Source organism: Colwellia sp. TT2012 (assembly GCF_001440345.1).
Taxonomy (GTDB): Bacteria; Pseudomonadota; Gammaproteobacteria; order Enterobacterales; family Alteromonadaceae; genus Colwellia.
Window position 1 is genome coordinate 41538 of the sequence record NZ_LJYX01000006.1, and the last position, 25158, is coordinate 66695.

At 40.3% G+C, this 25158-nt stretch carries 32 protein-coding genes; 24 read left to right on the forward strand and 8 right to left on the reverse strand.

The genetic code is table 11. From position 1 onward, the window contains the following. Positions 1 to 55: 55 nt before the first annotated feature. Together ASU03_RS01950 and ASU03_RS01955 are read right to left on the reverse strand one after the other, a co-directional pair. A complete protein-coding gene (locus ASU03_RS01950) occupies positions 56 to 559 on the reverse strand; it encodes a YcfL family protein (protein ID WP_442855121.1) in 504 nt (167 codons plus the stop codon). Positions 560 to 593: 34 nt separating this feature from the next. Next, positions 594 to 2036: a COG3014 family protein gene (locus ASU03_RS01955; protein ID WP_082627102.1), complete on the reverse strand. Its 1443-nt coding sequence runs from the start codon at positions 2034 to 2036 to the stop codon at positions 594 to 596. Positions 2037 to 2226: 190 nt separating this feature from the next. Between ASU03_RS01955 and ASU03_RS01960 the strand changes: the two genes are divergently transcribed. From ASU03_RS01960 to ASU03_RS01975, 4 genes are all read left to right on the forward strand, one after another. Next, a complete protein-coding gene (locus ASU03_RS01960) occupies positions 2227 to 4251 on the forward strand; it encodes a methyl-accepting chemotaxis protein (RefSeq protein WP_057830232.1) in 2025 nt (674 codons plus the stop codon). Positions 4252 to 4491: 240 nt separating this feature from the next. Further along, positions 4492 to 6018 carry a S10 family peptidase gene (locus ASU03_RS01965; protein WP_057830233.1) on the forward strand — a complete coding sequence of 509 codons (1527 nt, stop codon included), beginning with the start codon at positions 4492 to 4494 and terminating at the stop codon, positions 6016 to 6018. A gap of 290 nt (positions 6019 to 6308) precedes the next feature. Continuing rightward, positions 6309 to 8126, forward strand: coding sequence for a translational GTPase TypA (gene typA, locus ASU03_RS01970; protein WP_057830234.1), 1818 nt, complete (start codon positions 6309 to 6311; stop codon positions 8124 to 8126). A gap of 657 nt (positions 8127 to 8783) precedes the next feature. After that, positions 8784 to 8966: a hypothetical protein gene (locus tag ASU03_RS01975; RefSeq protein WP_057830235.1), complete on the forward strand. Its 183-nt coding sequence runs from the start codon at positions 8784 to 8786 to the stop codon at positions 8964 to 8966. Between the two features lie 32 nt (positions 8967 to 8998). Here ASU03_RS01975 and ASU03_RS01980 read toward each other — a convergent pair whose 3' ends face one another. Further along, complete coding sequence (locus ASU03_RS01980) at positions 8999 to 9217, reverse strand: hypothetical protein (RefSeq protein ID WP_057830236.1); 219 nt, start codon at positions 9215 to 9217, stop codon at positions 8999 to 9001. Between the two features lie 109 nt (positions 9218 to 9326). Here ASU03_RS01980 and ASU03_RS01985 point away from each other — a divergent pair, with 109 nt between their 5' ends. The 20 genes from ASU03_RS01985 (at position 9327) to ASU03_RS02075 (ending at position 20558) form a co-directional block, all read left to right on the forward strand. Then, positions 9327 to 10241: a virulence factor BrkB family protein gene (locus ASU03_RS01985; protein WP_082627164.1), complete on the forward strand. Its 915-nt coding sequence runs from the start codon at positions 9327 to 9329 to the stop codon at positions 10239 to 10241. Then, positions 10238 to 10675: a D-aminoacyl-tRNA deacylase gene (dtd, locus tag ASU03_RS01990; RefSeq protein ID WP_057830237.1), complete on the forward strand. Its 438-nt coding sequence runs from the start codon at positions 10238 to 10240 to the stop codon at positions 10673 to 10675. Before ASU03_RS01985 ends, dtd begins: the two co-directional genes overlap by 4 nt. Positions 10676 to 10937: 262 nt before the next feature. Continuing rightward, positions 10938 to 11303 carry a 50S ribosomal protein L14 gene (rplN, locus tag ASU03_RS01995; protein WP_057830966.1) on the forward strand — a complete coding sequence of 122 codons (366 nt, stop codon included), beginning with the start codon at positions 10938 to 10940 and terminating at the stop codon, positions 11301 to 11303. Positions 11304 to 11315: 12 nt separating this feature from the next. Next, positions 11316 to 11630: a 50S ribosomal protein L24 gene (gene rplX / locus ASU03_RS02000; RefSeq protein WP_057830238.1), complete on the forward strand. Its 315-nt coding sequence runs from the start codon at positions 11316 to 11318 to the stop codon at positions 11628 to 11630. Positions 11631 to 11642: 12 nt separating this feature from the next. Further along, a complete protein-coding gene (rplE, locus tag ASU03_RS02005; protein WP_057830239.1) occupies positions 11643 to 12188 on the forward strand; it encodes a 50S ribosomal protein L5 in 546 nt (181 codons plus the stop codon). A 4-nt stretch (positions 12189 to 12192) separates the two neighbouring features. Further along, complete coding sequence (rpsN, locus tag ASU03_RS02010) at positions 12193 to 12498, forward strand: 30S ribosomal protein S14 (RefSeq protein WP_057830240.1); 306 nt, start codon at positions 12193 to 12195, stop codon at positions 12496 to 12498. Between the two features lie 19 nt (positions 12499 to 12517). Continuing rightward, on the forward strand, positions 12518 to 12907 hold the full coding sequence (gene rpsH, locus ASU03_RS02015; protein WP_088568923.1) for a 30S ribosomal protein S8: 390 nt from the start codon (positions 12518 to 12520) through the stop codon (positions 12905 to 12907). 10 nt (positions 12908 to 12917) lie between these two features. Next, complete coding sequence (gene rplF / locus ASU03_RS02020; RefSeq protein ID WP_057830241.1) at positions 12918 to 13451, forward strand: 50S ribosomal protein L6; 534 nt, start codon at positions 12918 to 12920, stop codon at positions 13449 to 13451. Positions 13452 to 13460: 9 nt separating this feature from the next. Next, positions 13461 to 13814 (forward strand): 50S ribosomal protein L18, encoded by a 354-nt coding sequence (gene rplR, locus ASU03_RS02025; RefSeq protein WP_057830242.1) that lies wholly within the window; start codon positions 13461 to 13463, stop codon positions 13812 to 13814. 8 nt (positions 13815 to 13822) lie between these two features. Further along, entirely contained in the window at positions 13823 to 14332 is a 510-nt protein-coding gene (gene rpsE / locus ASU03_RS02030) for a 30S ribosomal protein S5 (protein ID WP_019026709.1), read from the forward strand. A 6-nt stretch (positions 14333 to 14338) separates the two neighbouring features. Next, positions 14339 to 14518: a 50S ribosomal protein L30 gene (gene rpmD / locus ASU03_RS02035; protein WP_057179574.1), complete on the forward strand. Its 180-nt coding sequence runs from the start codon at positions 14339 to 14341 to the stop codon at positions 14516 to 14518. A gap of 2 nt (positions 14519 to 14520) precedes the next feature. After that, entirely contained in the window at positions 14521 to 14955 is a 435-nt protein-coding gene (gene rplO, locus ASU03_RS02040) for a 50S ribosomal protein L15 (protein ID WP_057830243.1), read from the forward strand. A gap of 6 nt (positions 14956 to 14961) precedes the next feature. Then, positions 14962 to 16299 (forward strand): preprotein translocase subunit SecY, encoded by a 1338-nt coding sequence (gene secY, locus ASU03_RS02045; protein ID WP_057830244.1) that lies wholly within the window; start codon positions 14962 to 14964, stop codon positions 16297 to 16299. A gap of 30 nt (positions 16300 to 16329) precedes the next feature. Further along, positions 16330 to 16443: a 50S ribosomal protein L36 gene (gene rpmJ / locus ASU03_RS19645; protein WP_081967783.1), complete on the forward strand. Its 114-nt coding sequence runs from the start codon at positions 16330 to 16332 to the stop codon at positions 16441 to 16443. A 153-nt stretch (positions 16444 to 16596) separates the two neighbouring features. Then, positions 16597 to 16953 carry a 30S ribosomal protein S13 gene (rpsM, locus tag ASU03_RS02050; RefSeq protein WP_057179577.1) on the forward strand — a complete coding sequence of 119 codons (357 nt, stop codon included), beginning with the start codon at positions 16597 to 16599 and terminating at the stop codon, positions 16951 to 16953. A gap of 13 nt (positions 16954 to 16966) precedes the next feature. Next, entirely contained in the window at positions 16967 to 17356 is a 390-nt protein-coding gene (gene rpsK, locus ASU03_RS02055; protein WP_057179578.1) for a 30S ribosomal protein S11, read from the forward strand. Positions 17357 to 17387: 31 nt separating this feature from the next. Next, positions 17388 to 18008, forward strand: coding sequence for a 30S ribosomal protein S4 (gene rpsD, locus ASU03_RS02060; protein ID WP_057179579.1), 621 nt, complete (start codon positions 17388 to 17390; stop codon positions 18006 to 18008). A gap of 28 nt (positions 18009 to 18036) precedes the next feature. Further along, a complete protein-coding gene (locus tag ASU03_RS02065) occupies positions 18037 to 19026 on the forward strand; it encodes a DNA-directed RNA polymerase subunit alpha (RefSeq protein WP_057179580.1) in 990 nt (329 codons plus the stop codon). Between the two features lie 46 nt (positions 19027 to 19072). After that, entirely contained in the window at positions 19073 to 19477 is a 405-nt protein-coding gene (gene rplQ / locus ASU03_RS02070) for a 50S ribosomal protein L17 (RefSeq protein ID WP_057179581.1), read from the forward strand. A gap of 181 nt (positions 19478 to 19658) precedes the next feature. Beyond that, positions 19659 to 20558: a phosphoribulokinase gene (locus ASU03_RS02075; RefSeq protein WP_057830245.1), complete on the forward strand. Its 900-nt coding sequence runs from the start codon at positions 19659 to 19661 to the stop codon at positions 20556 to 20558. Between the two features lie 15 nt (positions 20559 to 20573). Here ASU03_RS02075 and speD read toward each other — a convergent pair whose 3' ends face one another. From speD to astD, 5 genes are all read right to left on the reverse strand, one after another. Continuing rightward, on the reverse strand, positions 20574 to 21344 hold the full coding sequence (gene speD / locus ASU03_RS02080) for an adenosylmethionine decarboxylase (RefSeq protein WP_057830246.1): 771 nt from the start codon (positions 21342 to 21344) through the stop codon (positions 20574 to 20576). A gap of 14 nt (positions 21345 to 21358) precedes the next feature. Further along, positions 21359 to 21763 (reverse strand): OsmC family protein, encoded by a 405-nt coding sequence (locus ASU03_RS02085; protein WP_057830247.1) that lies wholly within the window; start codon positions 21761 to 21763, stop codon positions 21359 to 21361. 142 nt (positions 21764 to 21905) lie between these two features. Further along, positions 21906 to 22250 carry a DUF3802 family protein gene (locus ASU03_RS02090; RefSeq protein WP_057830248.1) on the reverse strand — a complete coding sequence of 115 codons (345 nt, stop codon included), beginning with the start codon at positions 22248 to 22250 and terminating at the stop codon, positions 21906 to 21908. 119 nt (positions 22251 to 22369) lie between these two features. Beyond that, entirely contained in the window at positions 22370 to 23503 is a 1134-nt protein-coding gene (gene astE, locus ASU03_RS02095; protein WP_057830249.1) for a succinylglutamate desuccinylase, read from the reverse strand. Beyond that, positions 23504 to 24982 carry a succinylglutamate-semialdehyde dehydrogenase gene (astD, locus tag ASU03_RS02100; RefSeq protein WP_057830250.1) on the reverse strand — a complete coding sequence of 493 codons (1479 nt, stop codon included), beginning with the start codon at positions 24980 to 24982 and terminating at the stop codon, positions 23504 to 23506. It abuts the gene before it with no gap. Positions 24983 to 25158: the final 176 nt, after the last annotated feature.

Sequence of the window (25158 nt, forward strand, 5' to 3'; positions counted from 1 at the left end):
TTATTGCCGTCATACCCGAGGTGTCTTGTCGGGTATCCAGTTTTAAATGTTAGAACTAAAATTTAAAAAATTTTTCTGGCACTGCCCGTACATAGAGGCTAAATGAAGCAACCTTAGTTGTTGGTGCTAAGCCAGGTACGGTTGCGGTTTGCATGCCGTGTAAATTAAGGGGTTGCCAAGGGCTTTTACCTGCTTCAATGACAAAGCCGTCGTTATCAAACCATTGAAATTGATATTGTAGCTGCAATGATTTTTTATAGGTGCTGGTGAGTGATAAGTTGATCTCAAGTAAATCGTTATTGCTTCGTGATCTAATATCGCTTATATGGAGTTTTTTGCCTAACTTTGGGTTGTCTACTTGTAAGTGTTTACTGAATTTTTGTCCTGGGGCGATTTGATCACTGCCTATGCCTGAAGTGACTGCTGGTACATTTTTACAAGCACCAAGCAATACTGTGGCCGACAACGCTGCGACTAACATCAAGGTGTGTTTGTTTATCATTGCGGATGTAGTTGTGTTAATTGTCGCGGGAATAGCTGTCATCATGTTACTTTTCACTTTGGATACTCCATGTTGTTAACTGGGCGTTGCTTTACAGGTTTATACTTTGATAATGAGTGTAACTACCAATTGCCGTTAATGTTATTAAGGTTTGCCTGCCTTCGTTGATTTCAAAGGTGACCGTGCGTTTGTTACCATTGATGTTCATTTCTACTTCATGTGTACCTGGGGCAAAATCCATGCGCAGTATATGTATGCTATCGGGTAGTGTACTCCAACTGCGCGTATCGGCTTTTTCTGAGGCAATATTATAAATGGCGGCTAGGATATTACCGATATCACCACCTTTTCGGCTCATTTGTTGCCTGATTTTTTCTTTGGCAATAAGGCGGACAACTTGTCGGGTGACAATTGCTGGCATTTCATCTTGCAGTTGCTTGGCGGCCAGGGATTGCAGGCGAACAATTTCTTGAGATTGATAGCGCTTGCCTTGATAACTTAATGATAGCCCTGAGTAGTGGCGCAAGCGGTTTTTATAACGGGGTAGGGCGAGACTATAAAAGCGCACATCGTTATGCCTGGTAAATATAGGCAGGTGAATAGAAACTTCTTGTTTGCTATTGATAATGCCTTGCTCTACTAGCACCACTAACTGACCACTTGAGCTTGGTTGATGATCTGTTTGGCTCATGCCTTGAGTGATGTTGTCGGCAAAGCGTTTTTTAAATAGCTCAATATCATTGTCCATAGACAAACTGTTAGCTAAGCGCCAAACATCTTGTTGTACAGTGACATTGTCTGGGTATATTTCTAATGCCTTTTTGTAATCTATATAAGCATCATTGGCTTGCCCTGCGGCTTCATAGAGCACACCGGATAAATAAAAGGTGTAGGCATTTTGAAAGCCATTTTTCACCTCGCCAATGGCGGTATTCATTGATGGATATTTACTGGCTAAAATTGCTGCACTGACGCCTTTTTGCGCCATTTTTTGCTGACTATCATAGAGTGCTTTTTGGTTCGCACGTAACGCTTTATTCTGCACCAAATTTGCCCGTCTGATTTCAACTAAGGCACCGGATAAATCGCGCTGACTTAAGTAATTTAACGCTTGGTAACTGTGCAACATACTCTGTTCATAGTAGGGAATGTCATAGCGGGTGGCATTGTCGTTACTGATGACAGCGGCGATGTTTTCTAAGCCTCGGCTCAGTTGGATTTTAGCCGCTTGCTCTGCTTGTTGAACGTGTCGATAAACTTGGGCAAAGTCTTGCTGGCTTTGTTGATGCTGGCTGGCTAAAAACTCTAAACGGGCTTTTTCCAATAAACTTAAGTTGTAAGTGCCGTTACTTTCACTGCGCTCAGGTACTAACGTGAGCGCCTGTGAAAAGTCACCTCGTTGCTGAGCACTTTTAACCTCTTGCATTTGCTGGTTATAGTTACTAAATAGGTCACTAAATGAAGTGGTGGCACAACCGCTTAGTCCAAGGGATAATAGTATATAAAGGGATGTTTTTAAAAAAGTATTGAGCATTTTGTTAGCTTATCTTGTTCATACTAGATAGCAAGTCGTTAGCTGTATAAAAAGTGTAAGTTATTGCAATCTAATGTTTAGTGCTAGGGTTTTCAGCTGAAAAAAGGCTGGCTATTATTGTCTATACTGATATAACATTATTGATTTAATTGCCAGTTTGGCTGTTACGCTAATGAAGTAAGGTATAAATATGGCATTAAAAATTAGTCACAAGGTTATCATCGGTTTTGCCATTATTTTACTATTACTATTATTTTCTAGTATTAGTTCAGTAGCCATTTTAAGTGATATTAAAATGGCCACGGCGAAAGTTGATAATTTTGCTTTACCCCTGCAAAGTTATGCGAATAATGTGCAAAAGCAATTACTTAAACAAGCCAAGCTGGAAGCGTTAATTGTCAGTCAGCCGACTGTGAGTGCCATTGAACGTATTGAACAGAACTTTGCTCAACAAAACTTACTACTCATTAACAACAGTCAGTTAATCACTAGCATGCTGGTTAACTTCCCCGCTATTGATGATTTAAGTCATTTTACTACTACTTATCATGCTTATACTCAATCCGTTGCCCTGATGTTTACTCATAAAAAAGCACAACTAAATACCAGCATACAATTAACTGAGCAGCAAAAGTCGCTCTATAATATTTTAGATGAAGCTAGTGCTATTTTGGGGGATCTATCCTTTTTAGAAGATGCCGACAATCAGCGCCAGATAGATACGATTATCGGCTCGGCTAGTCAAATAGAAGGTTACTTATATAATGTAACCAATGCGACTAAAGTAATACTGAGTATTAAGAGTATTGAGGAAGTCACCCTAGCTCAGCAAGATATAGATTTTGGTCTAGATAATATTACTCAGTTATTAACCTTTTTAAGCCGCCTAGGTGAAGATTATGATACCGGTGGCTTGATTGAGCAATTTATTGAGCAGTTTAACCAGTCAAAGGTGATGCTGCGTAGTGATAATAATTTATTCACCTTAAAAATTTCACAGCTGCAACAGCGAGATTTATTTAATCATGCTTTTAAAAAATCAGCGCAACATATCAAGAGTGCTAGTGATGATATTGATATATTTCTGCAAATATTAACGAAAAACTTAGCACAATTGCAAGGCGATATATTTGACCATGTGGAGCAAGGCAATAGAGAAACGATAATCGTTTTCCTGGTGTTGTTTGTTGTCGGTGCCGGTATTGCCGCCATTACTATTCGCACCATGATAGGGCCACTAAAAAGCATTAACAAAGTGTTAGCGCAAATAGCCAAGGGTGATCTATCGCGCCAGTTAAGGGTGCAATCAGATGATGAATATGGTGAGCTGTCAAAAAATGTTAATTTAGTGGTTGCCGATTTAACCACCTTAATTACCGATATCTCTAACTATACCCATTTACTCAACAATGCCGCCGAACAATCAAGCGAGAAAACCGCTCAGGTGACCTCTTCGTTATCATTGCAACAAGAAACCATCATGCAAGCTACTGCACAAACCAATGATTTAGAGCTGAGTGCGCAAAATATTTTGCAAAAAGCGACCAATGCCGAACAAAAAATGACTGATGCCATGGCGCAAAGTAATAAACTTGAACATATTGCCAAACTTACCAATGAACGCATGAAAAATTTAACCAATAGGTTAGATAATACTTCAGCTGTTATGGCTATTTTACAGCAAAAATCTCTCGATATTAGCGGTATATTAGACGCTATTAAAAGTATTTCAGCACAGACAAATTTGTTGGCATTAAATGCGGCGATAGAGGCCGCAAGGGCAGGAGAGTCTGGTCGAGGTTTTGCCGTGGTTGCTGATGAAGTACGTTTATTGGCTAGTAGAACCCAGGCATCGGCCGATGAAATTCAAGTCATGATTGAGTCGTTACAAGAGCAAACAAAAACAGCAGTAGCAGATATTATTCAAGGAAAGAATGAAGCAAGTAACTGTCAAGAACATACGGTAGAGCTATTGGCAATATTGTCCTTAATCAATCAAGCGATAGAGGAAATGCATGTTATGAGCCAAGATATATCGCAGTCAGCTACCCAGCAAAATGGCTTAAGTCATGATATAAAACAGAGCATTGATGCTGTGGTTGATTTAGGCCAGCAAAGCAGTGACTTGTCGTCTTCGACCTTGGGCTATAGTAGGCAAGTTGCTGAACTAGCGACTAAGTTAGATGATGCTATTGGTACCTTCAAAGTTTCTTAATAAAGTGCTTTTACAACAAACAATAGCAGTCATTAACTGGTAATGTCTTTTCAAGTCGACGCTTGTTTTATTCAAAAATGTCAGGCAACGCATTTGAACCTATTTCCCCTTCGTTTTAACGTAGTTTGCTATGATTTATGCTAACTTCACGGTAAGTTACCCGTTAATAAACCTCTTTGCTGCCTAGGTGCGACAGAGCTGCTTTTAGGTTAACGTGATTAAAATAATAAGTGGAATTTAATGAATAAAATATTAGTTGTCCTATTAAGTATTTCCTTAAGTTTATCTGGTGTGCAATCGGTATTGGCGAGTACTGAAAACCAATATCAGCGTAAATTAGCTATTGATGAGAAAAATGTCACTAAACACAGTACTAAGGTCAATGGCAAAAAATTTAAATATACTGCCACCACGGGTACACAGCCGGTGTGGGATAAAGACGGCCAGCCAATTGCCAGTTTGTTTTATACCTATTATCAACGCAGTGATATAAAAGATAGCGCAAAACGGCCACTGTTGATTTCATTTAATGGCGGCCCAGGCTCTGCTTCGGTGTGGATGCATGTTGCCTATACTGGCCCGAAAGTACTCAATGTCGATAATGAAGGTTACCCGCTACAACCTTATGGCGTAAAAACCAATCCTTATTCCATTTTAGATGTGGCTGATATTGTTTTTGTTAACCCAGTTAATACCGGCTATTCACGGGTATTACCCGATAAAGACGGTAAAATGCCCAGTAAAGAACAACAAAAGAAAATGTTCTTTGGCGTCAATGCCGATGTTAAATACCTAGCTGAATGGCTTAATACCTTTGTCAGTCGCAATAACCGCTGGCGTTCACCTAAATATTTAATTGGTGAAAGTTATGGCACTACCCGTGTTGCTGGTTTGGCGAAAGAATTACAGTCGCGTCAGTGGATGTACGTTAATGGCGTGATTTTGGTTTCGCCAACGGATATTGGTATTAAACGCGATGGTCCGGTCAAGGCGGCGAATCGATTGCCTTACTTTGCCGCTGCTGCTTGGTATCACCAAACGCTTACACCAGCGCTGCAGCAAAAACCTTTAACTGAACTACTGGCAGAAGTAGAGCAGTTTACCCTTAGTGAGTATTTACCCGCTTTAGTCAAAGGCGGTTTTATCTCAGCAAAAGAGAAACAGTACATCGCTGAGCAAGTAGCCGAGTACGCTGGTTTATCGGTGAGCGCCGTTATTAATAATAACTTAGATGTAGATAACCGCTTTTTTTGGAAAGAATTATTACGTGACAGAAAACAAACTATTGGTCGTTTAGATTCGCGTTATTTAGGCATAGATAAAAAAGTCGCTGGCGCTAGCCCTGATTATAATGCGGAATTAAGCTCTTGGTTGCACAGTTTTACTCCGGCGATTAATTATTATTTACGAGAAGAGTTACAGTATAAAACCGACATTAAATATAACATGTTTGGTGATGTTCACCCATGGGATCGTACCGGTAATAACACCGGCGAAGGGCTACGCTTTGCTATGGCGCAAAACCCTTACCTACACGTGATGATTCAATCAGGTTACTTTGACGGTGCCACTAATTACTTCGATGCAAAATATACTTTATGGCAATTAGACCCCAGTGGTTTGATGAAAGACAGGTTGTCATTTAAAGGTTATGAAAGTGGCCATATGATGTATTTACGCCATGAAGATTTACGACAAGCTAATGAAGATATTCGTCAGTTTATTAAACAAAGCTTACCGGCTAAAGGGCAAGCAGCTAAGTATTAATTTACCCGATAAAGTTCATTTTAAAAAAAGCTTACTGAGTTAATTCAGTAGGCTCTTTTTATGCCTCGTGAGGGGTGGATTAGCTTGAGGGGTTTGTCAGCACTAGGTTACATTATTTCCAAAAAAACAATAGTCCAGTTTACGATATTAAGAGATGGCTATAATAATTAATAAAAGCGGATATTGATTCCTTTTTAGCCTAAATATCTGTATAATGCGCGCAAAATTATAGCCCCATTTCGTTAATCCGCTGAAGTAGCGATAAACGATAGTAACAGCGAGTAAAGCCAGTGTTAGATAAATTAAGAAATGTGGCAATTATTGCCCACGTTGACCACGGAAAAACCACTTTAGTTGATAAATTACTTGAGCAATCAGGTACTTTAGATTCACGTGGAGGCCATGACGAACGTGTTATGGATTCAAATGATATTGAAAAAGAACGTGGTATCACTATTTTAGCTAAAAATACCGCTGTTAACTGGGGCGACTACCGTATAAATATTGTTGATACTCCTGGTCATGCCGATTTTGGTGGTGAAGTAGAGCGTGTAATGTCAATGGTCGATTCTGTACTATTGATTGTTGATGCACAAGAAGGCCCTATGCCGCAAACGCGTTTTGTGACGAAGAAAGCCTTTGCTCAAGGTTTAAAACCAATTCTTGTTATCAATAAAGTTGATAAGCCAGGTTCTCGCCCTGATTGGGTTATGGATCAAGTGTTCGACTTATTTGATAAACTTGGTGCTACGGATGAACAACTAGACTTTAAAGTTGTTTACACTTCAGCAATCAATGGTTGGGCTTCTCTTGAAGAAGGTGTCATTGGCACGGATATGAGTCCTTTATTTGATACTATTATCGCAGAAGTACCTGTGCCTAATGTAGAACCTGAAGGTTCTTTCCAAATGCAAATTTCACAACTTGATTATAGCTCATACTTGGGTGTAATCGGTGTTGGTCGCATTCAACGTGGTAGTGTTAAACCAAATCAACAAGTAACGGTTAAACTTGCTAACGGCGGTATACATAACGCCAAAGTTGGTAAAGTATTTGGTTACTTAGGTCTAGAACGTTATGACATGCCTGAAGGTTTTGCTGGTGATATTGTTGCTGTTACTGGTTTAGGTGAGTTGAAAATTTCGGATACGGTTTGTTGTCCGACCGATGTTGAAGGTTTACCGCTGCTATCTATTGATGAACCGACTATCAACATGACTTTCCAAGTTAATACTTCACCATTTTGTGGTAAAGAAGGTAAGTATGTTACTTCACGTAATATCAAAGAGCGTTTAGAAAAAGAATTAGTACATAACGTAGCATTACGTGTTGAGGAACTACCAGATCCAGACAAATTTAAAGTATCAGGTCGTGGTGAGCTTCATTTAGGTATTTTAATTGAAAACATGCGTCGTGAAGGCTTTGAGCTAGCGGTATCTCGTCCTGAAGTCATTGTTCGTGAAATTGATGGCGAATTACAAGAACCCTATGAAACGGTAACTATTGATGTTGAAGAGCAACATCAGGGTGCTGTCATGGAAACAATGGGTATCCGTAAAGCTGAATTAACGGATATGGCACCTGATGGTACGGGTCGTATTCGCATGGACTTCATCATGCCAAGTCGTGGTTTAATCGGTTTCCAAACTGAATTTATGACCATGACTTCAGGCTCTGGTTTGATTTACCATACCTTCTTCGAATATGGTCCTCATAAGGGTGGTGAAATTGGCCAACGTAAAAATGGTGTAATGGTTGCTAACGCTACTGGTAAAGCACTGACTAACGCTATCTTTAACTTACAATCTCGTGGCCGTATGATGATTGGTCATGGTGTTGAAGTGTATGAAGGTCAAATTGTTGGTATTCATAGCCGTGATAACGATTTAACGGTTAACGTACTTAGAGGCAAGCAGTTAACTAACGTACGTTCTTCAGGTACTGATGAAGCACAAACCTTAACTCCAGCAATCAATATGACTTTAGAGCAAGCATTAGAGTTTATTGATAACGATGAGTTGGTTGAAGTAACACCTAAGAATATTCGTATACGTAAGAAGTTCTTAAAAGAGAATGAACGTAAACGTGATGGTAGATCAATTAAGTAATTATTGACCACCTTTAAGAAAATTAAAAAACGCCTATTACGAAAGTACTAGGCGTTTTTTGTTATCTAAAGGTAATACAGGATGTACGGTATGTCGCGGTGTCAGGACGACAAAGAGCGTGTATGTACAGGATGTACGGTATGTCACGGTGTCAGGACGACAAAGAGCGTGTATGTACAGGATGTACGGTATGTCGCGGTGTTGGACGTTACATGGATGTAATTTATTAGACAATGAAGACGTGGCAAGGATGCCACTTAATAGAGAATGCAGAATGCACATTCTCCTGAGCAATTGTCCTGAGGTCTAGGAGTGAGTCCAAGCTGTACGGGTGTCACGAAGGCATGACGTCTAACCGTTAACTCATAACTTTATTTTTCCCTAAGTAAGTCTATAGGCAGAACTTATTCCGCTAAGCCTTTGCCATTTTTGTAAGACATCTCTGCAATTGTTGTAGTCTAAGCAATTATTGACTGGTTCTACTTTGGCTAAGTGACTGTTTAGCAGGCTTAAACATAATTCAGTTAAGGCTATATTAATATTTTGTTACTTAAGTTTTATAAATAAAGCGGCAGAGTTGTTTTTTTGTAACTACCCTTAGTGTTAACCAGCAGCAAGTAAGGCACTGCTTTATTTCCCAACAAAAGGAATTGTATTATGTCCTCAGCACAATTAAAAAGATTACAAGAGCTAAGCCAAGTTTTCAGTCAAGGTAAAGCTAACCCACAACAAATACAGCAGCTTTCAACCTTATTGGCGGAAATTAACCGTTATGATGACGCAGAGCCAGTAACTGAAAATAAGCAGGTTATTTTTATTGCTGCTCCGGATTTTGGTTGATAGGATTGCTATCAATCAAAGCGTGATTAACGTTAGTTTTTGTAAGTAGCTGCATCTATGATTGACCATAAGTGAAATATTCCAGCAATAATTGCTGGAATCACCATCCACCACAGGGCATAACCACCAACACAAACAATAGCAAAAATTATTGCTGCTATTATCCTACCTTGTACTAGTTGCCCCAAGCCAGGAAAAAAGACATTACAAATAGCGGAAATTACATTCCCCGCTGAGCCTTGAATTGCCATTTAATACTCCCCTATTAATTCACGGTCTACTAGCATCATGCTAGTAAATTGATTACCGCTATCTTAGTATATGGTTTACCTTGAGCAAATCAGTAAATTGTTAACAAATATGAGTTTATTTAAAAAAACAGTCATTAGTCAGTTATGGCATAAACATAAGGGACTTATTTTTTATTTTATTCGTCGAGTTAAACGCGAACAAATACAGGTGGTCGCCGGGTATTTATCCTATGTTTGTTTAATGTCATTAGTGCCCTTGGTCGTGGTAATGTTATCGGTAATGACAGCATTTCCACTCTTTGCTGAACTGCAGCAGACTGTGGAGCAGTTTGTTTATCAAAACTTTGTCCCTGCCGCGGGAGATGTGGTGCAGCAGTATTTAACGGGTTTTGTCGCTAATGCCTCAAAAATGTCGGCTGTCGCTATCTCATTTTTGTTTGTCGCGGCACTATTACTCATTTCTACCATTGATAATACCTTTAATAAAATTTGGCGAGTCACTGATAAACGCCGGACAATAACTTCATTTGCCATGTATTGGATGGTACTCACTTTAGGGCCAATTCTCGTTGGTGCTAGTATTGCGTTATCCTCCTATCTAGTGTCGATAGTTGCGGTTGATGAGTATGATGTTTTAGGCTTGTTTGATGTACTGTTGCGTATACTGCCATTACTCTCATCCATAATAGCCTTTGTTATTCTTTATATGGCCGTGCCTAATAAAGCGGTGCCATTTAAGTTTGCTTTATCGGGCGCATTTGTTGCCGGTGTTTTATTTGAAATAGCTAAAAAAGCCTTTGCCTTATATATAACGGAATTTCCTTCTTACCAAGTGATTTATGGTGCCTTGGCCACTATCCCTATTCTGTTTTTATGGGTTTATGTTTCTTGGCTAGTGGTACTGGTTGGAGCCTTGATCACGGTATCATTACAAGAGTACTCTTTATTAAAAGAGCAAGGGTTAAAAGAGCAAAAACCTAACAAAGAAAATTTACCACTTATAAATGAAGAGCAAATAAAATGATAGCTTTGTTACAGCGTGTCAGTCAGGCCAGCGTTACCGTTGATAAGCAGATTGTTGGCCAGATTGACCAAGGTTTATTGGTTTTCCTGGCAATAGAGCCTGAGGATAATGAAGTTAAGGCCAAGCGTTTAGCCGAGCGTGTTGCCGGTTATCGTATTTTTAATGATGAACATGACAAAATGAACTTAAATGTTAAGCAAGCTGAGGGCGATATCTTAGTGGTCTCGCAATTTACACTTGCCGCCGATACTAATTCAGGATTACGACCTAGTTTTTCTACGGTAGCTAAGCCTGAGTTAAGCAAAACCTTGTACCAGTATTTTGTCCGGCAATTACGTCAACAAGGCTTTAAGACTCCAACGGGGGTGTTTGCTGCTGATATGAAAGTAGCCTTGTTAAATGATGGTCCAGTCACCTTTACACTTACCATCTAAATAAGCCATTTAATCGAAAAGCAGTAAGTGATCTACTGTTCGTTTTTTAGCTAATTAAACTATCACTTTTGTTTAGGTAGTGTTATAATCTCGCGCCCGTTAAGTTTGAGTGATGGCATTTATGTCTAAATTCTAAGCGAAATGGGGGTCTTTCAAAAGGCAGTGACGGGTCAATTTCTGGCCTTGAATTTTAATTTATCTTATTGTTTCTTTTGTGTTTTCACAAAAATTTACAAGAAAGATAACAGTGGAGCAAAAATCAATGATCCAAATGCAATCACAGCTGATTGTTGCTGATAACAGTGGCGCTAAGCGTGTTCAATGTATAAAGGTTCTTGGTGGCTCGCACCGTCGCTATGCACGCATTGGTGACATCATCAAAGTTGCCGTAAAGGAATCAACTCCTCGCGGTAAAGTAAAAAAAGGTGATGTTCACACTGCGGTAGTGGTGCGCACTAAGAAAGGTGTTCGTCGTACAGATGGTTCTACCATCCGTTTTGATGAAAACGCGGCTGTAATGCTAGACGCAAAATTACAGCCAATTGGTACTCGTATTTTCGGGCCTGTGACACGTGAACTTCGTAAAGATTTTATGAAGATCGTATCATTAGCACCTGAAGTACTATAAGGAGTCACGATAATGGCATCTAAGATTCGTCGTGATGATGAAGTAATTATACTTGCTGGCAAAGACAAGGGTAAGACTGGTAAAGTCACTAAAGTTCTTGTTGAAAACGGTAAAGTATTCGTAGAAGGTATTAACTTAATCAAGAAACACACTAAGCCTGTACCTCAGTTACAGCAGCCTGGTGGCATCATTGAAAAAGAAGCACCTTTACAAGTTTCCAACGTAGCGATCGTTAACTCTAAAACGGGTAAAGCAGATCGTGTTGGTTTTAGAATTGAAGACGGCAAAAAAGTTCGTTTTTTCAAATCTAACAACGAATTAATTTAATTGGAGTAAACGATGGCGAAACTGCATGATTTTTATAAAGATACAGTTGTAGCTGAATTGCAAAAGCAATTTGGTTATAAAAGTGTCATGCAAGTCCCTCGGATTGAAAAGATCACCCTTAACATGGGTGTTGGTGAAGCTATTTCTGACAAGAAAGTGTTAGAGCACGCCACAAATGATCTTACTGCAATCTCAGGGCAAAAGCCGCTAACGACAGTAGCACGCAAATCAGTTGCGGGCTTCAAAATTCGTGAAGGCTACCCTATTGGTACAAAAGTAACTCTACGCGGCGAGCGTATGTGGGAATTTTTAGAGCGTTTTATCTCTATTTCAATTCCTCGTATCCGTGACTTTCGTGGCTTAAATCCTAAGTCATTTGATGGTCGTGGTAACTACAGCATGGGCGTTCGTGAGCAAATTATCTTCCCTGAAATCGAGTACGATAAAATCGATAAAATTCGCGGTTTAGATATCACTATTACTACTAGCGCGAAAGATAATGAAGAAGGACTAGCTTTATTGTCTGCCTTCAATTTCCCGTTCCAGAAGAAGGTGTAGAGTTATGGCTAAAACGTCAATGAAAGCTCGTGAAGCAAAAAGAACCAAGCTAGTAGCAAAGTATGCTGAAAAGCGTGCCGCGTTAAAAGCAATCATCTCGGGTACCGATTCTTCTGATGAAGATCGCTGGGATGCTGTATTGAAACTTCAAAGTTTACCTCGTGATTCGAGCAGTAGTCGTCAACGTAACCGTTGTAGCATTACTGGACGTCCACATGGTTTCTTACGTAAATTTGGTTTAAGCCGTATTAAATTACGCGAAACCATGATGCGTGGTGAAGTTCCAGGTCTTAAGAAAGCTAGTTGGTAATTCACGGGAGTAAATGGTTATGATGACTGATCCTATCGCGGACATGTTTACACGCATCCGCAACGGTCAATCTGCAGCAAAAGTTGCAGTAGCAATGCCATCTTCTAAGTTAAAAGTTGCAATTGCCAACTTACTTAAAGATGAAGGTTATATTTCAAGTTTTTCAGTATCAACTGATGCTAAACCTCAGTTAGATGTGGTATTGAAATATTTTGAAGGTAAAGAAGTAATTGAAGTGATCAAACGTGTTTCACGTCCAGGTCTTCGTATATACAAAAGCTGTGATGAACTTCCTAAAGTTCTTGCTGGCATGGGTATTGCGATCATTTCGACTTCTAAAGGTTTGATGACTGATCGTGCCGCTCGCTCTGCGGGTATTGGCGGTGAAGTTCTTGGTTTCGTAGAGTAAGGAGAATAATATGTCTCGTGTTGCAAAAACACCTGTCGTTGTTCCTGCTGGCGTTACCATTACGTTATCAGGTCAAGACATTACAGTTAAAGGTCCAGTAGGTGAATTATCACGTACGATTCATAAGTTTGTTGCGGTTTCTCAAGAAGAAAACCAAATCAAAGTTACTATCGCATGTGATCACAAACAAGCTTGGGCTCAAGCCGGTACTACACGCGCTTTAATCAATAATATGGTTGAAGGTGTTAGCAAAGGTTTTGAAAAGAAATTAGTTTTACAAGGTGTTGGTTATCGTGCCAAAGCTGCTGGTAAGTCTTTAGACTTATCTTTAGGTTTTTCACACCCAATCAAACATACTATTCCTGAAGGAATAACTTGTGAGACTCCTAGCCAAACTGAAATCACACTGAAAGGTTGTGATAAGCATTTAGTTGGTCAAACCGCTGCGAACATTCGTGCATACCGTAAACCTGAGCCTTATAAAGGTAAAGGTGTTCGTTATCTTAACGAAAATGTTCGTCGTAAAGAAGCTAAGAAGAAGTAGGGTAATACTATGGATAAGAGAACATCTCGTTTGCGCCGCGCTCGACGCGCTCGTGCAAAAATTAGCGAGTTGGGTGCGAATCGTTTAGTTATATTCCGTACTCCTCGTCACATTTACGCTCAATTGATCGCACCAACGGGTTCTGAAGTAATCGCATCTGCGTCTACTTTAGACAAAGAAGTTGCTGCACAAATTGAAAAAACAGGTAATGTTGCCGCAGCAACTGCAGTAGGTAAAGCAATCGCTGAACGTGCTGTCGCAAAAGGTATCTCTAAGATAGCTTTTGATCGCTCTGGTTTCCTTTATCATGGTCGCGTTAAAGCGTTAGCAGAAGCAGCTCGTGAAGCTGGTCTTCAGTTCTAGGGGTTATAATGGCTAATCATAAGCAAGAAAACTCACAACAAAGTGATATGGCTGAAAAGCTAATCGCAGTTAACCGCGTTTCTAAAGTGGTTAAAGGTGGTCGTATTTTCAGTTTCACCGCACTAACAGTAGTTGGTGACGGTAATGGTCGTGTTGGTTTTGGTTACGGTAAAGCACGTGAAGTGCCTGCTGCAATCCAAAAAGCAATGGAAAAAGCGCACCGTAACATAGTAACGATAGACTTGAAGGGTACTACTCTTCAACATGTTATTACTGGCAAGCATTCAGGCTCTAAAGTTTTCATGAAACCAGCCTCTGACGGTACAGGTATCATCGCCGGTGGCGCGATGCGTGCAGTACTTGAAGTTGCAGGCGTTCAGAACGTATTGTCAAAAGCATACGGTTCTACTAACCCAATCAACGTAGTTCGCGCTACTGTTTCAGCTTTAGTGAATATGCATTCACCTAAAGATATGGCAGCTAAACGTGGCAAAAGCGTTAAAGAAATTTTGGGGTAATTGAGCATGTCTAAAACAGTTAAAGTAACTCAAATAAAAAGTTCTATCGGTCGTTTACCGAAACATAGAGCTACATTAAAAGGCCTTGGCTTGCGTCGTATCAATCATACAGTGGAGTTAGAAGATACTCCCTCTATACGTGGTATGATCAACAAGGTTTATTATATGGTTAAGGTGGAGGATTAATTATGCGTTTAAATACTTTATCCCCTGCACCGGGATCTCACAAAGCTAAAAAGCGCTGTGGTCGTGGTATTGGTTCAGGCATCGGTAAAACTGGTGGTCGTGGTCACAAAGGTCAGAAGTCTCGTTCTGGCGGTAGTGTACGTCCTGGTTTTGAAGGTGGTCAAATGCCATTAAAACAACGTTTACCTAAATTTGGTTTTACTTCACGTAAATCTTTAGTTCGCGCTGAAATTCGTTTACATGAATTAAATCTTATCAAAGGTGATGTTGTTGACATTCACGCACTTAAAGACGCTGGTCTAATTACACGTAATATCATAGCGGTAAAAGTTATGTTATCTGGCGAGATTACTCGTCCTATTACATTACGTGGCATTGCGGTAACTAAAGGCGCACAAGTAGCTATTGAAGCTGCTGGTGGCAAAATCGAGGAATAGTACACTATGGCTACACCAGGAATGGCTTCTCAAAAAGGAAGTAAAGGCGCAGGCGGTTTGTCTGAGCTAAAACAAAGATTATGGTTCGTATTCGTGGCATTAGTAGTGCTTCGTTTAGGGTCTTTTGTGCCAATCCCTGGTATTGACGCCGCTGTATTAGCTCAGTTCTTTGATCAACAAAAGGGCACTATCGTAGAAATGTTTAACATGTTCTCCGGTGGTGCACTTGAGCGAGCCTCAGTATTGGCGCTTGGTATTATGCCGTACATTTCAGCTTCTATTATTATGCAATTGCTTACGGTTATGCACCCGGCAATGGCAGAATTGAAAAAAGAAGGTGAAGCTGGACGACGTAAAATTAGTCAATACACACGCTACGGCACTTTAGTTCTAGCAACAGTTCAAGCGATAGGGATTGCGGTAAACTTACCGGATATGATGCAAGGTCTAGTCATTAATGCTGGCTTTAGTTTCTATTTTACCGCTGTGGTTAGTTTGGTTACTGGTACCATGTTTTTAATGTGGTTAGGTGAACAAATTACTGAACGTGGTATCGGTAATGGTATTTCGATTATTATTTTCGCGGGTATTGTTGCTGGCATGCCATCTGCAGTTGCTCAAACAGCTGAGAAGGCGCGTCAAGGTGAAATACACTTATTAGTATTATTGCTTATCGGCGTTGTGGTATTTGCAGTAACTTTCTTAGTGGTATTTGTGGAACGTGGTCAACGACGTATTGTTGTTAACTACGCTAAACGCCAACAAGGCCGCAAGGTTTTTGCCGCGCAAAGCACACATTTACCGCTGAAAGTGAATATGGCCGGTGTTATACCGCCTATCTTTGCCTCAAGCATTATCTTGTTCCCTGGCACGCTTGCGAGCTGGTTTGGACAAGGAGATGGCCCGGTAGCTGATTTCTTACAAGGTATTTCTCAGGCGATGTCGCCAGGGCAGCCTTTGTATGTATTCATGCTAGCAGCAGCAATTATATTTTTCTGTTTCTTTTACACGGCGCTTGTTTTCAATCCGCGTGAAACAGCAGATAACTTGAAAAAGTCAGGTGCATTCATTCCAGGGATTCGTCCGGGTGAACAAACATCCAAATATATTGATAAAGTGATGACTCGCTTAACCCTATGTGGTGCGGCGTATATTACCTTTGTCTGTTTGGTTCCACAGTTTATGATCATGGCGTGGGACGTACAGTTCTACTTCGGCGGTACATCGTTATTGATTATCGTGGTTGTGATTATGGACTTTATGGCACAAGTACAAACGCATTTGATGTCTCATCAATATGACAATGTACTTAAAAAAGCAAACTTGAAAGGCTATAGTCGTTAGACTGAGTTTGATGAGTTAACGGAGTATAAAATGAAAGTACGTGCATCCGTAAAAAAGATTTGTCGTAATTGTAAAGTGGTAAAACGTAAAGGCGTAATTCGCGTTCTTTGTATTGAACCTAAGCACAAGCAAAGACAAGGTTAATATCGTCTGATATTAACTCAAATCTTTTAGAACTGGCATTATGCGGAGGATTCTGTATAATGCCGTTTCGATTTGCAGTAAAAAGAGAATGGTTGGGTATCCTAACGGGCTTTCCAACCAACGTAATTTTAATTATTTATAGGAGATGTGTTAGTGGCCCGTATCGCTGGCATTAACATCCCTGATCGTAAGCATGCAGTAATCGCCATTACTGCGATTTACGGTATCGGAGCTACACGTGCGAAAGCAATCTGTGCAGCAACTGGTATCGCTGAATCAACGAAGATCAGTGAATTAGACGAAGCAAAAATTGATTTGCTTCGCGCTGAAGTGGACAAATTTACCGTAGAAGGTGATTTGCGCCGTGAAGTTTCAATGAACATTAAACGTCTTATGGATTTAGGTTGTTACCGTGGCATCCGTCACCGTCGTAGTCTTCCTCTACGTGGTCAACGCACTAAAACAAATGCGCGCACCCGTAAAGGTCCTCGTAAGCCAATTAGGAAGTAAGAGGAACTAGACAATGGCAAAAACACCAGTTCGTTCGCGTAAACGCGTAAAAAAACAAGTTGTCGATGGCATGGCTCATATCCACGCCTCTTTTAACAACACAATCGTGACTCTTACAGACCGCCAAGGTAATGCTTTATCTTGGGCGACTGCAGGTGGTTCAGGTTTCCGTGGTTCACGTAAATCTACTCCGTTTGCTGCACAAGTTGCTGCAGACCGCGCAGGCGCTGCTGCAAAAGAGTTTGGCTTGAAGAATATTGAAGTTTTCGTTAAAGGTCCAGGTCCAGGTCGTGAATCTGCTATCCGTGCCCTAAATGCTGCTGGTTTTAAAATCACCAACATTACTGACGTTACACCAATTCCTCATAATGGTTGTCGTCCTCCTAAGAAACGTCGCGTTTAATCGCATTTTTTAGGATAGTTGGAGAAAGAAAATGGCTAGATATTTAGGTCCTAAGTTAAAACTTTGTCGCCGCGAAGGAACAGATTTGTTCCTTAAAAGTGGTGTTAGAGCAATTGACACTAAATGTAAAATCGAAACAATACCAGGTCAACATGGCGCCCGTCGCGGTCGTTTGTCTGACTACGGTGTTCAACTTCGTGAAAAACAAAAAGTTCGTCGTATTTATGGCGTACTAGAAAAACAATTCAGTAATTACTACAAAGAAGCAGCACGTCAAAAAGGTAACACAGGTGAAAACTTGTTACAGCTTTTAGAAACGCGTTTAGATAACGTAGTTTACCGTATGGGTTATGCCAGTACTCGTGCTGAAGCCCGTCAATTAGTTAGCCATAAGGCTATCGTGGTAAACGGCGGAGTAGTTAATATTCCATCTTTCACTGTTAAAGCTGAAGATACTGTTTCTGTTCGTGAGAAATCTAAAACTCAAGCGCGTATTATCGCTGCTTTAGAATTAGCTGATCAACGTGAGAAGCCACTTTGGGTTGAAGTAGATACTAAGAAGCTTGAAGGCATTTTTAAACGTCTTCCAGATCGTTCTGATTTGTCTGCCGAAATTAATGAACAGTTGATTGTTGAACTTTACTCTAAATAGTAAAGTTGCACTTTAAGAGAGGACATATATGCAGGGTTCTGTAACCGAATTCCTTAGACCACGTATGGTTGGTATCGAACATATCAACCCTCGTCGCGCTAAAGTAACTTTAGAGCCACTAGAACGTGGTTTTGGTCACACTTTAGGTAATGCGTTACGCCGCATTCTTTTATCTTCAATGCCGGGTTGTGCCGTAACTGAAGTTGAGATTGATGGTGTATTACATGAGTACAGTAGTAAAGAAGGTGTTCAAGAGGACATCATCGAAATATTGTTAAATCTTAAAGGGCTAGCAATAATATTAGAAGGCAAAAATGAAGCCGTTCTAACGTTAACTAAGTCTGGTGAAGGCCCTGTAACGGCAGCTGATATTCAACATGATGGTGACGTAACTATTACTAACCCAGAACATGTTATCTGCACTTTAACAAGTGAAGGTTCTATCAGCATGCGCATTAAAATTGAAATGGGTCGTGGTTACGTACCTGCTTCAGTTCGTCGTGATGCCGAGGAAGAAGATCGTGCTATTGGTCGTTTGTTGGTAGATGCCTCATTCAGCCCAGTAGTAAGAATTGCTTATGATGTTGAGTCTGCACGTGTTGAACAACGTACAGATTTAGACAAATTAATTATAGACATGGAAACCAATGGTACATTGGATCCGGAAGAAGCTATCCGTCGTGCTTCAACAATTCTTGCTGAACAGCTTGATGCGTTTGTAGAACTTCGTGATATTAAAGAAGTAGAACAAGTGGAAGAAAAACCATTGTTCGACCCGATTTTGCTTCGTCCTGTTGATGATCTAGAATTAACTGTTCGTTCAGCTAACTGTTTAAAAGCAGAAGCAATTCAATACATTGGTGATTTAGTACAACGTGCTGAAGTTGAGCTTCTTAAAACGCCTAATTTAGGTAAGAAGTCTCTAACTGAAATCAAAGACGTGTTAGCGTCTCGTGGTTTGTCTCTAGGCATGCGCCTAGAAAACTGGCCGCCAGAAAGCATTGTTGACAACGACTAGTTCGATCATCGTTTTTTTATTAATAGTTTGAGAGAAGGATTAACTTATGCGTCATCGTCAAAGCGGTCGCCAGTTAAACCGTAATAGCAGTCATCGTAAAGCGATGTTCCGCAATATGGCAAGCTCTTTAGTTAAGCACGGTATTATTAAAACCACCGTTGCTAAAGCTAAAGAACTACGTATGGTTGTAGAGCCACTGATTACATTGGCTAAAACCGACAGTGTTGCAAATCGCCGTTTAGCGTTTGCTCGTACACAAGATAAAGAAGTAGTAGGTATTTTATTCAACGAACTTGGTGCTCGTTACCAAGATCGTCCAGGTGGTTACACTCGCATTTTAAAATGTGGTTTCCGTACTGGTGATAAAGCGCCTATGGCTTATATTGAATTAGTAGACCGCCCAGTAGTAGAAGATGCTCCTGAAGTAGTTGAAGAATCAGCAGAAGCATAATTTAGTTTACTAAATTATACTTATAAAAACGGAGCTTAGGCTCCGTTTTTTATTGCTTAAAAATGACTTGTAGTGATATAACTACAGCTCAGTTAGTGAAGCTTGTTACTTTGCTACTTGACCTAAACGTCATTTCACCGTATAAAATATCTATAGTACATTAGTTTATTTTTGAGCCCTTATGTCGTCACGAAACCCAATAATTGCCGTTACTGGCTCATCAGGAGCAGGCACTTCAACTAGTACCGCTTCTTTTGAACATATTTTTAGAACACTTGGCATTACTTCGGTAAATGTTGAGGGTGATAGCTTTCATCGTTTCTCCCGTCAAGAAATGGATCTGGAAAAGAGAAAAGCTAAAGAATCAGGCACTAATATTAGTTATTTTGGTGATTTGGCTAATGATTTTAGTGCGTTGCAAAAGTTATTTCGTGACTATGGTGAAACCGGTAAGGGTCAAATTAGACGTTACCTTCATAGTTTCGATGAGGCGGTACCCTTTAACCAAATGCCAGGCACTTTTACCCCATGGCAAGAGCTTGGTGACGGTACAGATTTATTATACTACGAGGGTCTTCATGGTGGTGTGGTCACTAAAGATAATGACGTAGCCAAACATGTCGATTTACTCATTGGTATGGTACCTATTGTTAATTTAGAGTGGATTCAAAAGATCATTCGCGATACCAATCAACGTGGTCACAGTAGAGAAGCGGTCACTGCTAGCATAGTGCGCAGTATGGACGATTATATCTCCTTTATCACGCCACAGTTTTCCCGTACACATATTAACTTTCAGCGCGTTCCTACGGTTGATACCTCCAATCCATTTAGTGCCAAGGCAATCCCAAGCTTGGATGAAAGTTTTGTTGTTATCCGCTTTCGAGAAGTAAAGAATGTTGATTTTCAGTATTATCTTCGTATGATTGATGGCTCATTTATGTCGCGTATTAACACTCTGGTCGTTCCTGGGGGCAAAATGGGTCTGGCCATGGAGTTGATTTTAACGCCGCTAATAGAAGATTTGATAGAAAGAAAAACTCAAGCGAATAAAAAACTTGATTGGATGAGCGACTTATAACGCCCATTTAACAAGCTATTTTCCGACAAATAGCTCATCTAATTCTCTGCTTAGTTGTGTGGTTACTTGCCTTGCATCGATAGCGGTTATTTCATTCTTATTGAAGCCTAGCTCTAAGTTTGTGCCTGAGTTAAAAATATGCTGTTTTAAGTCAATAGTCCGCCTGGCTAATTTACAATGAAACAAGTTATTCGTTGCCATAGCGCTGTCCTTAATCCTATACCTCTCCAGAGTGGCGGCAGTTAAATGCTCACTGATTTTGACAATGTCATGATCACTGAAGCACTTATCGCCACGCTGATCACGTGTCATGCCTCGGACACGGTAATCTATATCGATAACATCAGCTGAGAAAGCCTCAATGACATAATCTAAGACCTTTAACGGTGAAATGACGCCACAAGTTGATAGCTCAATATCGGCTCTGAAAATGGCAATGCCTTGTTGTGGCGTTTCTTCAGGGTAGGTGTGAATACACAAGTGGCTTTTATCTAAGTGAGCGACTAAAGATTCAGGTTTTGCTTCTTCTGAAATCATTAAGGTGACACTTGCGCCTTGTGGCGTATAATCTTGGCTCGCTATATTTAAGACATTACCGCCAATGGCATGACAAATTTTAGTAAGTAGCACGCCAAGGTGCTCACTATTATAGCTTTTATTGATGTAAGCATTATAGTGAATAACGGCCTCAGGTGACGGTAAATAATGTACTCGGTATAATGAAAAACTTAAACTTTTGGTTAAATTATTGAAGCCATACAGAGGGATTTTATTGGCGCTATGCATACCGTGATAATTACTTACTGAGTTATAATTTCAAAATCATGAGTAATGTCAACTTTGGCATTAAGCATTAAAGCGACTGAGCAATATTTATCAGCAGATAAACTCACTGCTCGCTCTACGTGTTTCGCCGTAATATCACTGCCGGTAATAACAAAATGTAGATGTATTTTTTCGAACAGTGCTGGCACGCTATCAACCCGTGTGCCATTTATTTCGACCTTACAGCCGGTAATATTTTGTCGAGATTTTTGTAAAATGCTCACTACATCAACTGACGAGCATCCGCCTAAAGAAATTAGCACCGCCTCCAAAGGGCTAGGGGCTAGGTTACCAGCATTTGCGTCTAAAATCATAGTATGACCACTTGCTGAGGTGCCTATGAATAACTCTTCGCCTAACCATTTTACTTGTGCTCTCATTGTTGACTCTATTTTGAATGAATATTGGGGATTCTATCTAAGTTACAGCAGCACCACCAGTTGTAATAGGTAATAGAGGCTTTAGCAGGCAATAACGCCGAACTGCCAAGGTTAAATAGGGGAGAACTTATGCTATTTAGGATTAATCGTTATGAATGACGCTATCAAAGAGGTTCTTTATTAAGCTGGCAAATTCACGAATGAAGGCTAATTGCTCATCATTAACCGGATTGTTGATAACGCCGGACAGGATCTCTTCTAGATCATAGACAATGGCATCAACTTCACGAATTATGGCATTACGTTGATTAAAGGTTAAATTCTTATTTTGGCTACAAACGTTAATGATTTGTCCACACAACTCAACTTCAATGGCGGACATTACGGTTTCACTCGCGTGTTCTGGCGCGATTGAATTTTCAAATAAACTGAGGTGTTCGGTAAGGTACTCAATGATTTGAATATAACCTTCAGTGTCTGTAACCATAATTGTCTTACTTACCTTTGCCGGTGAATTGTACTTTTGTTTGAGTATAGCAGCTAGTGTAGCCTTTTTAGATAAGCTGAATCAAGCACCCCTTTACCTTGATACTAAGTATAAAACACTTAGTACAGTGTTGTTGGTACCACCATTAACACGGCTCGCTGACCATTACCAACTTTGGCATTAGGGAAGACAATGCTCTCACCTGGTTGCGTAGTACGGTACTCTGCTCCAGTATCGGTTGATAACAAGGTATCAACCGGGTAATCGGTAAAGTTACTGATTTCATCACCGATAAATAATTTGAAATTATCACTCACTTTAGTGATATCACCTAGGACTTTAAATAAGTTAAAATCTTCATTGTTAAAGCTTTTTAAAGTAATTTCATTACCGCAGATGAGTGCGTTTAAGTTGTCAGTCATGGCTTGGAAATTATCCATATTGTTTTCACCAAAGGGTCTGACTTTGCCCAGTTCGACGGTAAAAGCATGTGCGGAAAAATGTGCACTACTAAAATATGAAAAAGTGCCCGAAGGACCATGACCAAATAAAATAGTATTAACCCCACAAGCAGCCATAAAAGTTAATTGTTCTTTATCCCATGGTTTATCACCTTGGTAAGGATAAATGGCAAATTTTTCATATTTAGAGTCACGAATAGCGGTATGTAAATCGTAGTGATAGTTAGTTACTTCGATATTACTGGTCGTAGCACTAGTGCCTTTGTCAGCGCCAGCATTAAAGAAAGCACTCACATAAGTTTCTAGCTTTTCAGCGCGATATTTTTCAAAACAAGGGGCTATCTCTTGGTGTTTACCAGAAAATAAGCGGTTTAAATTCTCTGTTTGAAAGCGCTTGGAAATATTCATGGCCACGGGGTTACCCATAATGAAAAGGGTCGCATGTTTGACCTGTATTTTTTGCGCAATTATATCGCTAATAAGTTGTTGAACAATTTCAATGGGAGCTGTTTCATTACCATGAATGCCCGATGAAATGACAATACTCTTACTTGCTTTAGTTGAGTTTTCAGGCTCAATTAACAATACACCGCTATCAAGTAAACTCGCTTTGGCATTTTTGACGCTAAAACTTAGCTTATTACGGGTGCCAGTTTGCACAAAGCCTTGTTCAAACTGGCGAGTTAAGGCGATAAAGTCGCCTTGCTTGATAAATTGCTGATACGCTTTGATAAAGCTTTCATCAGTAATATCGGTTAATGCTGGTGTGGTAAGAGTATTGTCGTGTTTCATTTAGAATTTTAAACCTGGTGTTAATGTTTCAGGCAAGCTTACTTTGCTCGCTTCTACTGACGCGATAGGGTAAGCACAATAATCAGCCGCATAAAATGCACTGGCTCTGTGGTTACCACTAGCACCAATACCACCAAAAGGTGCTGCACTGCTTGCGCCGGTAATAGGCTTATTCCAGTTAACGATACCAGCACGAATACGGGTAAAAAAGTGCTTGTATGAATCTTCACTGTCAGATAGTAAGCCTGCAGATAAACCAAAGCCGGTGTTATTCGCTTCATCAATGGCTTTATCAAAGTCAGTGTAACGATAAACTTTCACTAATGGGCCAAAATATTCTTCATCAGGTATGTCGGCAATAATATCACTCACATCGATAATACCCGGGGAAACAAAACCTGTACCTACTTCTAAGTGCTTAAGTTCAAGTATTGATGTGGCTCCAAGTGCTAGTAATTTAGCTTGGGCAGCGACTAAACCTAAGGCTGCCTTTTCCGAGATCATAGAGCCCATAAATGGCTGCTCTTCATCATCGTAATAACCAATGGTTAAGTTTTTTGTCACTTCAATAAAGCGCGCTAAAATGGCATCGCCTTGTTCATTGGCTTCAATAAATAAACGACGTGCACAAGTACAGCGTTGGCCAGTGGTTACGAAGGCAGACTGAATAATGTCATGTACTGCCGCATCGATATCGCTGACACCTTTAACAACCAGTGGGTTATTACCACCCATTTCTAGTGCTAGAATTTTACCGGGTTGACCGGCGAATTGTTCGTGTAATAAATGGCCGGTAGTTGAGCTACCCGTGAAAAACAAGCCATCAATAAGTTTATGGCTAGCTAAAGCTTTACCTGTTTCCACTTCGCCTTGAATTAGGTTGATAACACCGTTAGGTAAACCGGCTTTCTCCCATAACTTCAGCATTTCTTCTGCGACACGTGGCGTTAATTCACTTGGCTTAAATACAATAGTATTACCGGCAATTAGTGCCGGTACTATATGGCCATTGGGTAAATGACCTGGGAAGTTATAAGGACCAAAAATAGCAACAACACCATGTGGTTTGTGACGAATAAAGGCTTTAGCGCCAGGCATAGGGTTTTCAACCGTACCGGTACGTTCGTTATAAGCTTTAAGTGAAATAGCTATTTTAGCGACCATAGCGCCGGCTTCACCGGTAGTTTCCCACTTTGGCTTGCCTGTTTCTAAAGCAATTGTTGTTGCTAAGGCGTCTTTGTTTTCAGCCAATAACTCAGCAAATTTAGTGATCACAGCAATGCGTTCTTCTAAACTAATATTTGCCCAGCTTTCAAAAGCTTGACGAGCGCTTAATACCGCAGCGTTTACTTGCTCGGCACTGGCCGTTTTTCCTTGCCAAATAACTTCATTGCGAGCTGGGTTAAATGAACTAACATCATGGCCTAAGCCTGCTTGCCATTGACCATTAATAAATTGAACTGGGTTTGTGTGAGACATGGTATTTCCTTCTCATTGGTAGTGGTGACAGAGAGTGTCGCTGTCACCATTAGTAACTAGATGAATGGCTGGTGTTAGCCACACCCGTGACCATTCAAGATGCCTGTTTCAGAGTGCTTGAGCAATTTTAATTCAAGGCGCTGTGATGAAATAAGGTTATTCAGGAGAATATACTC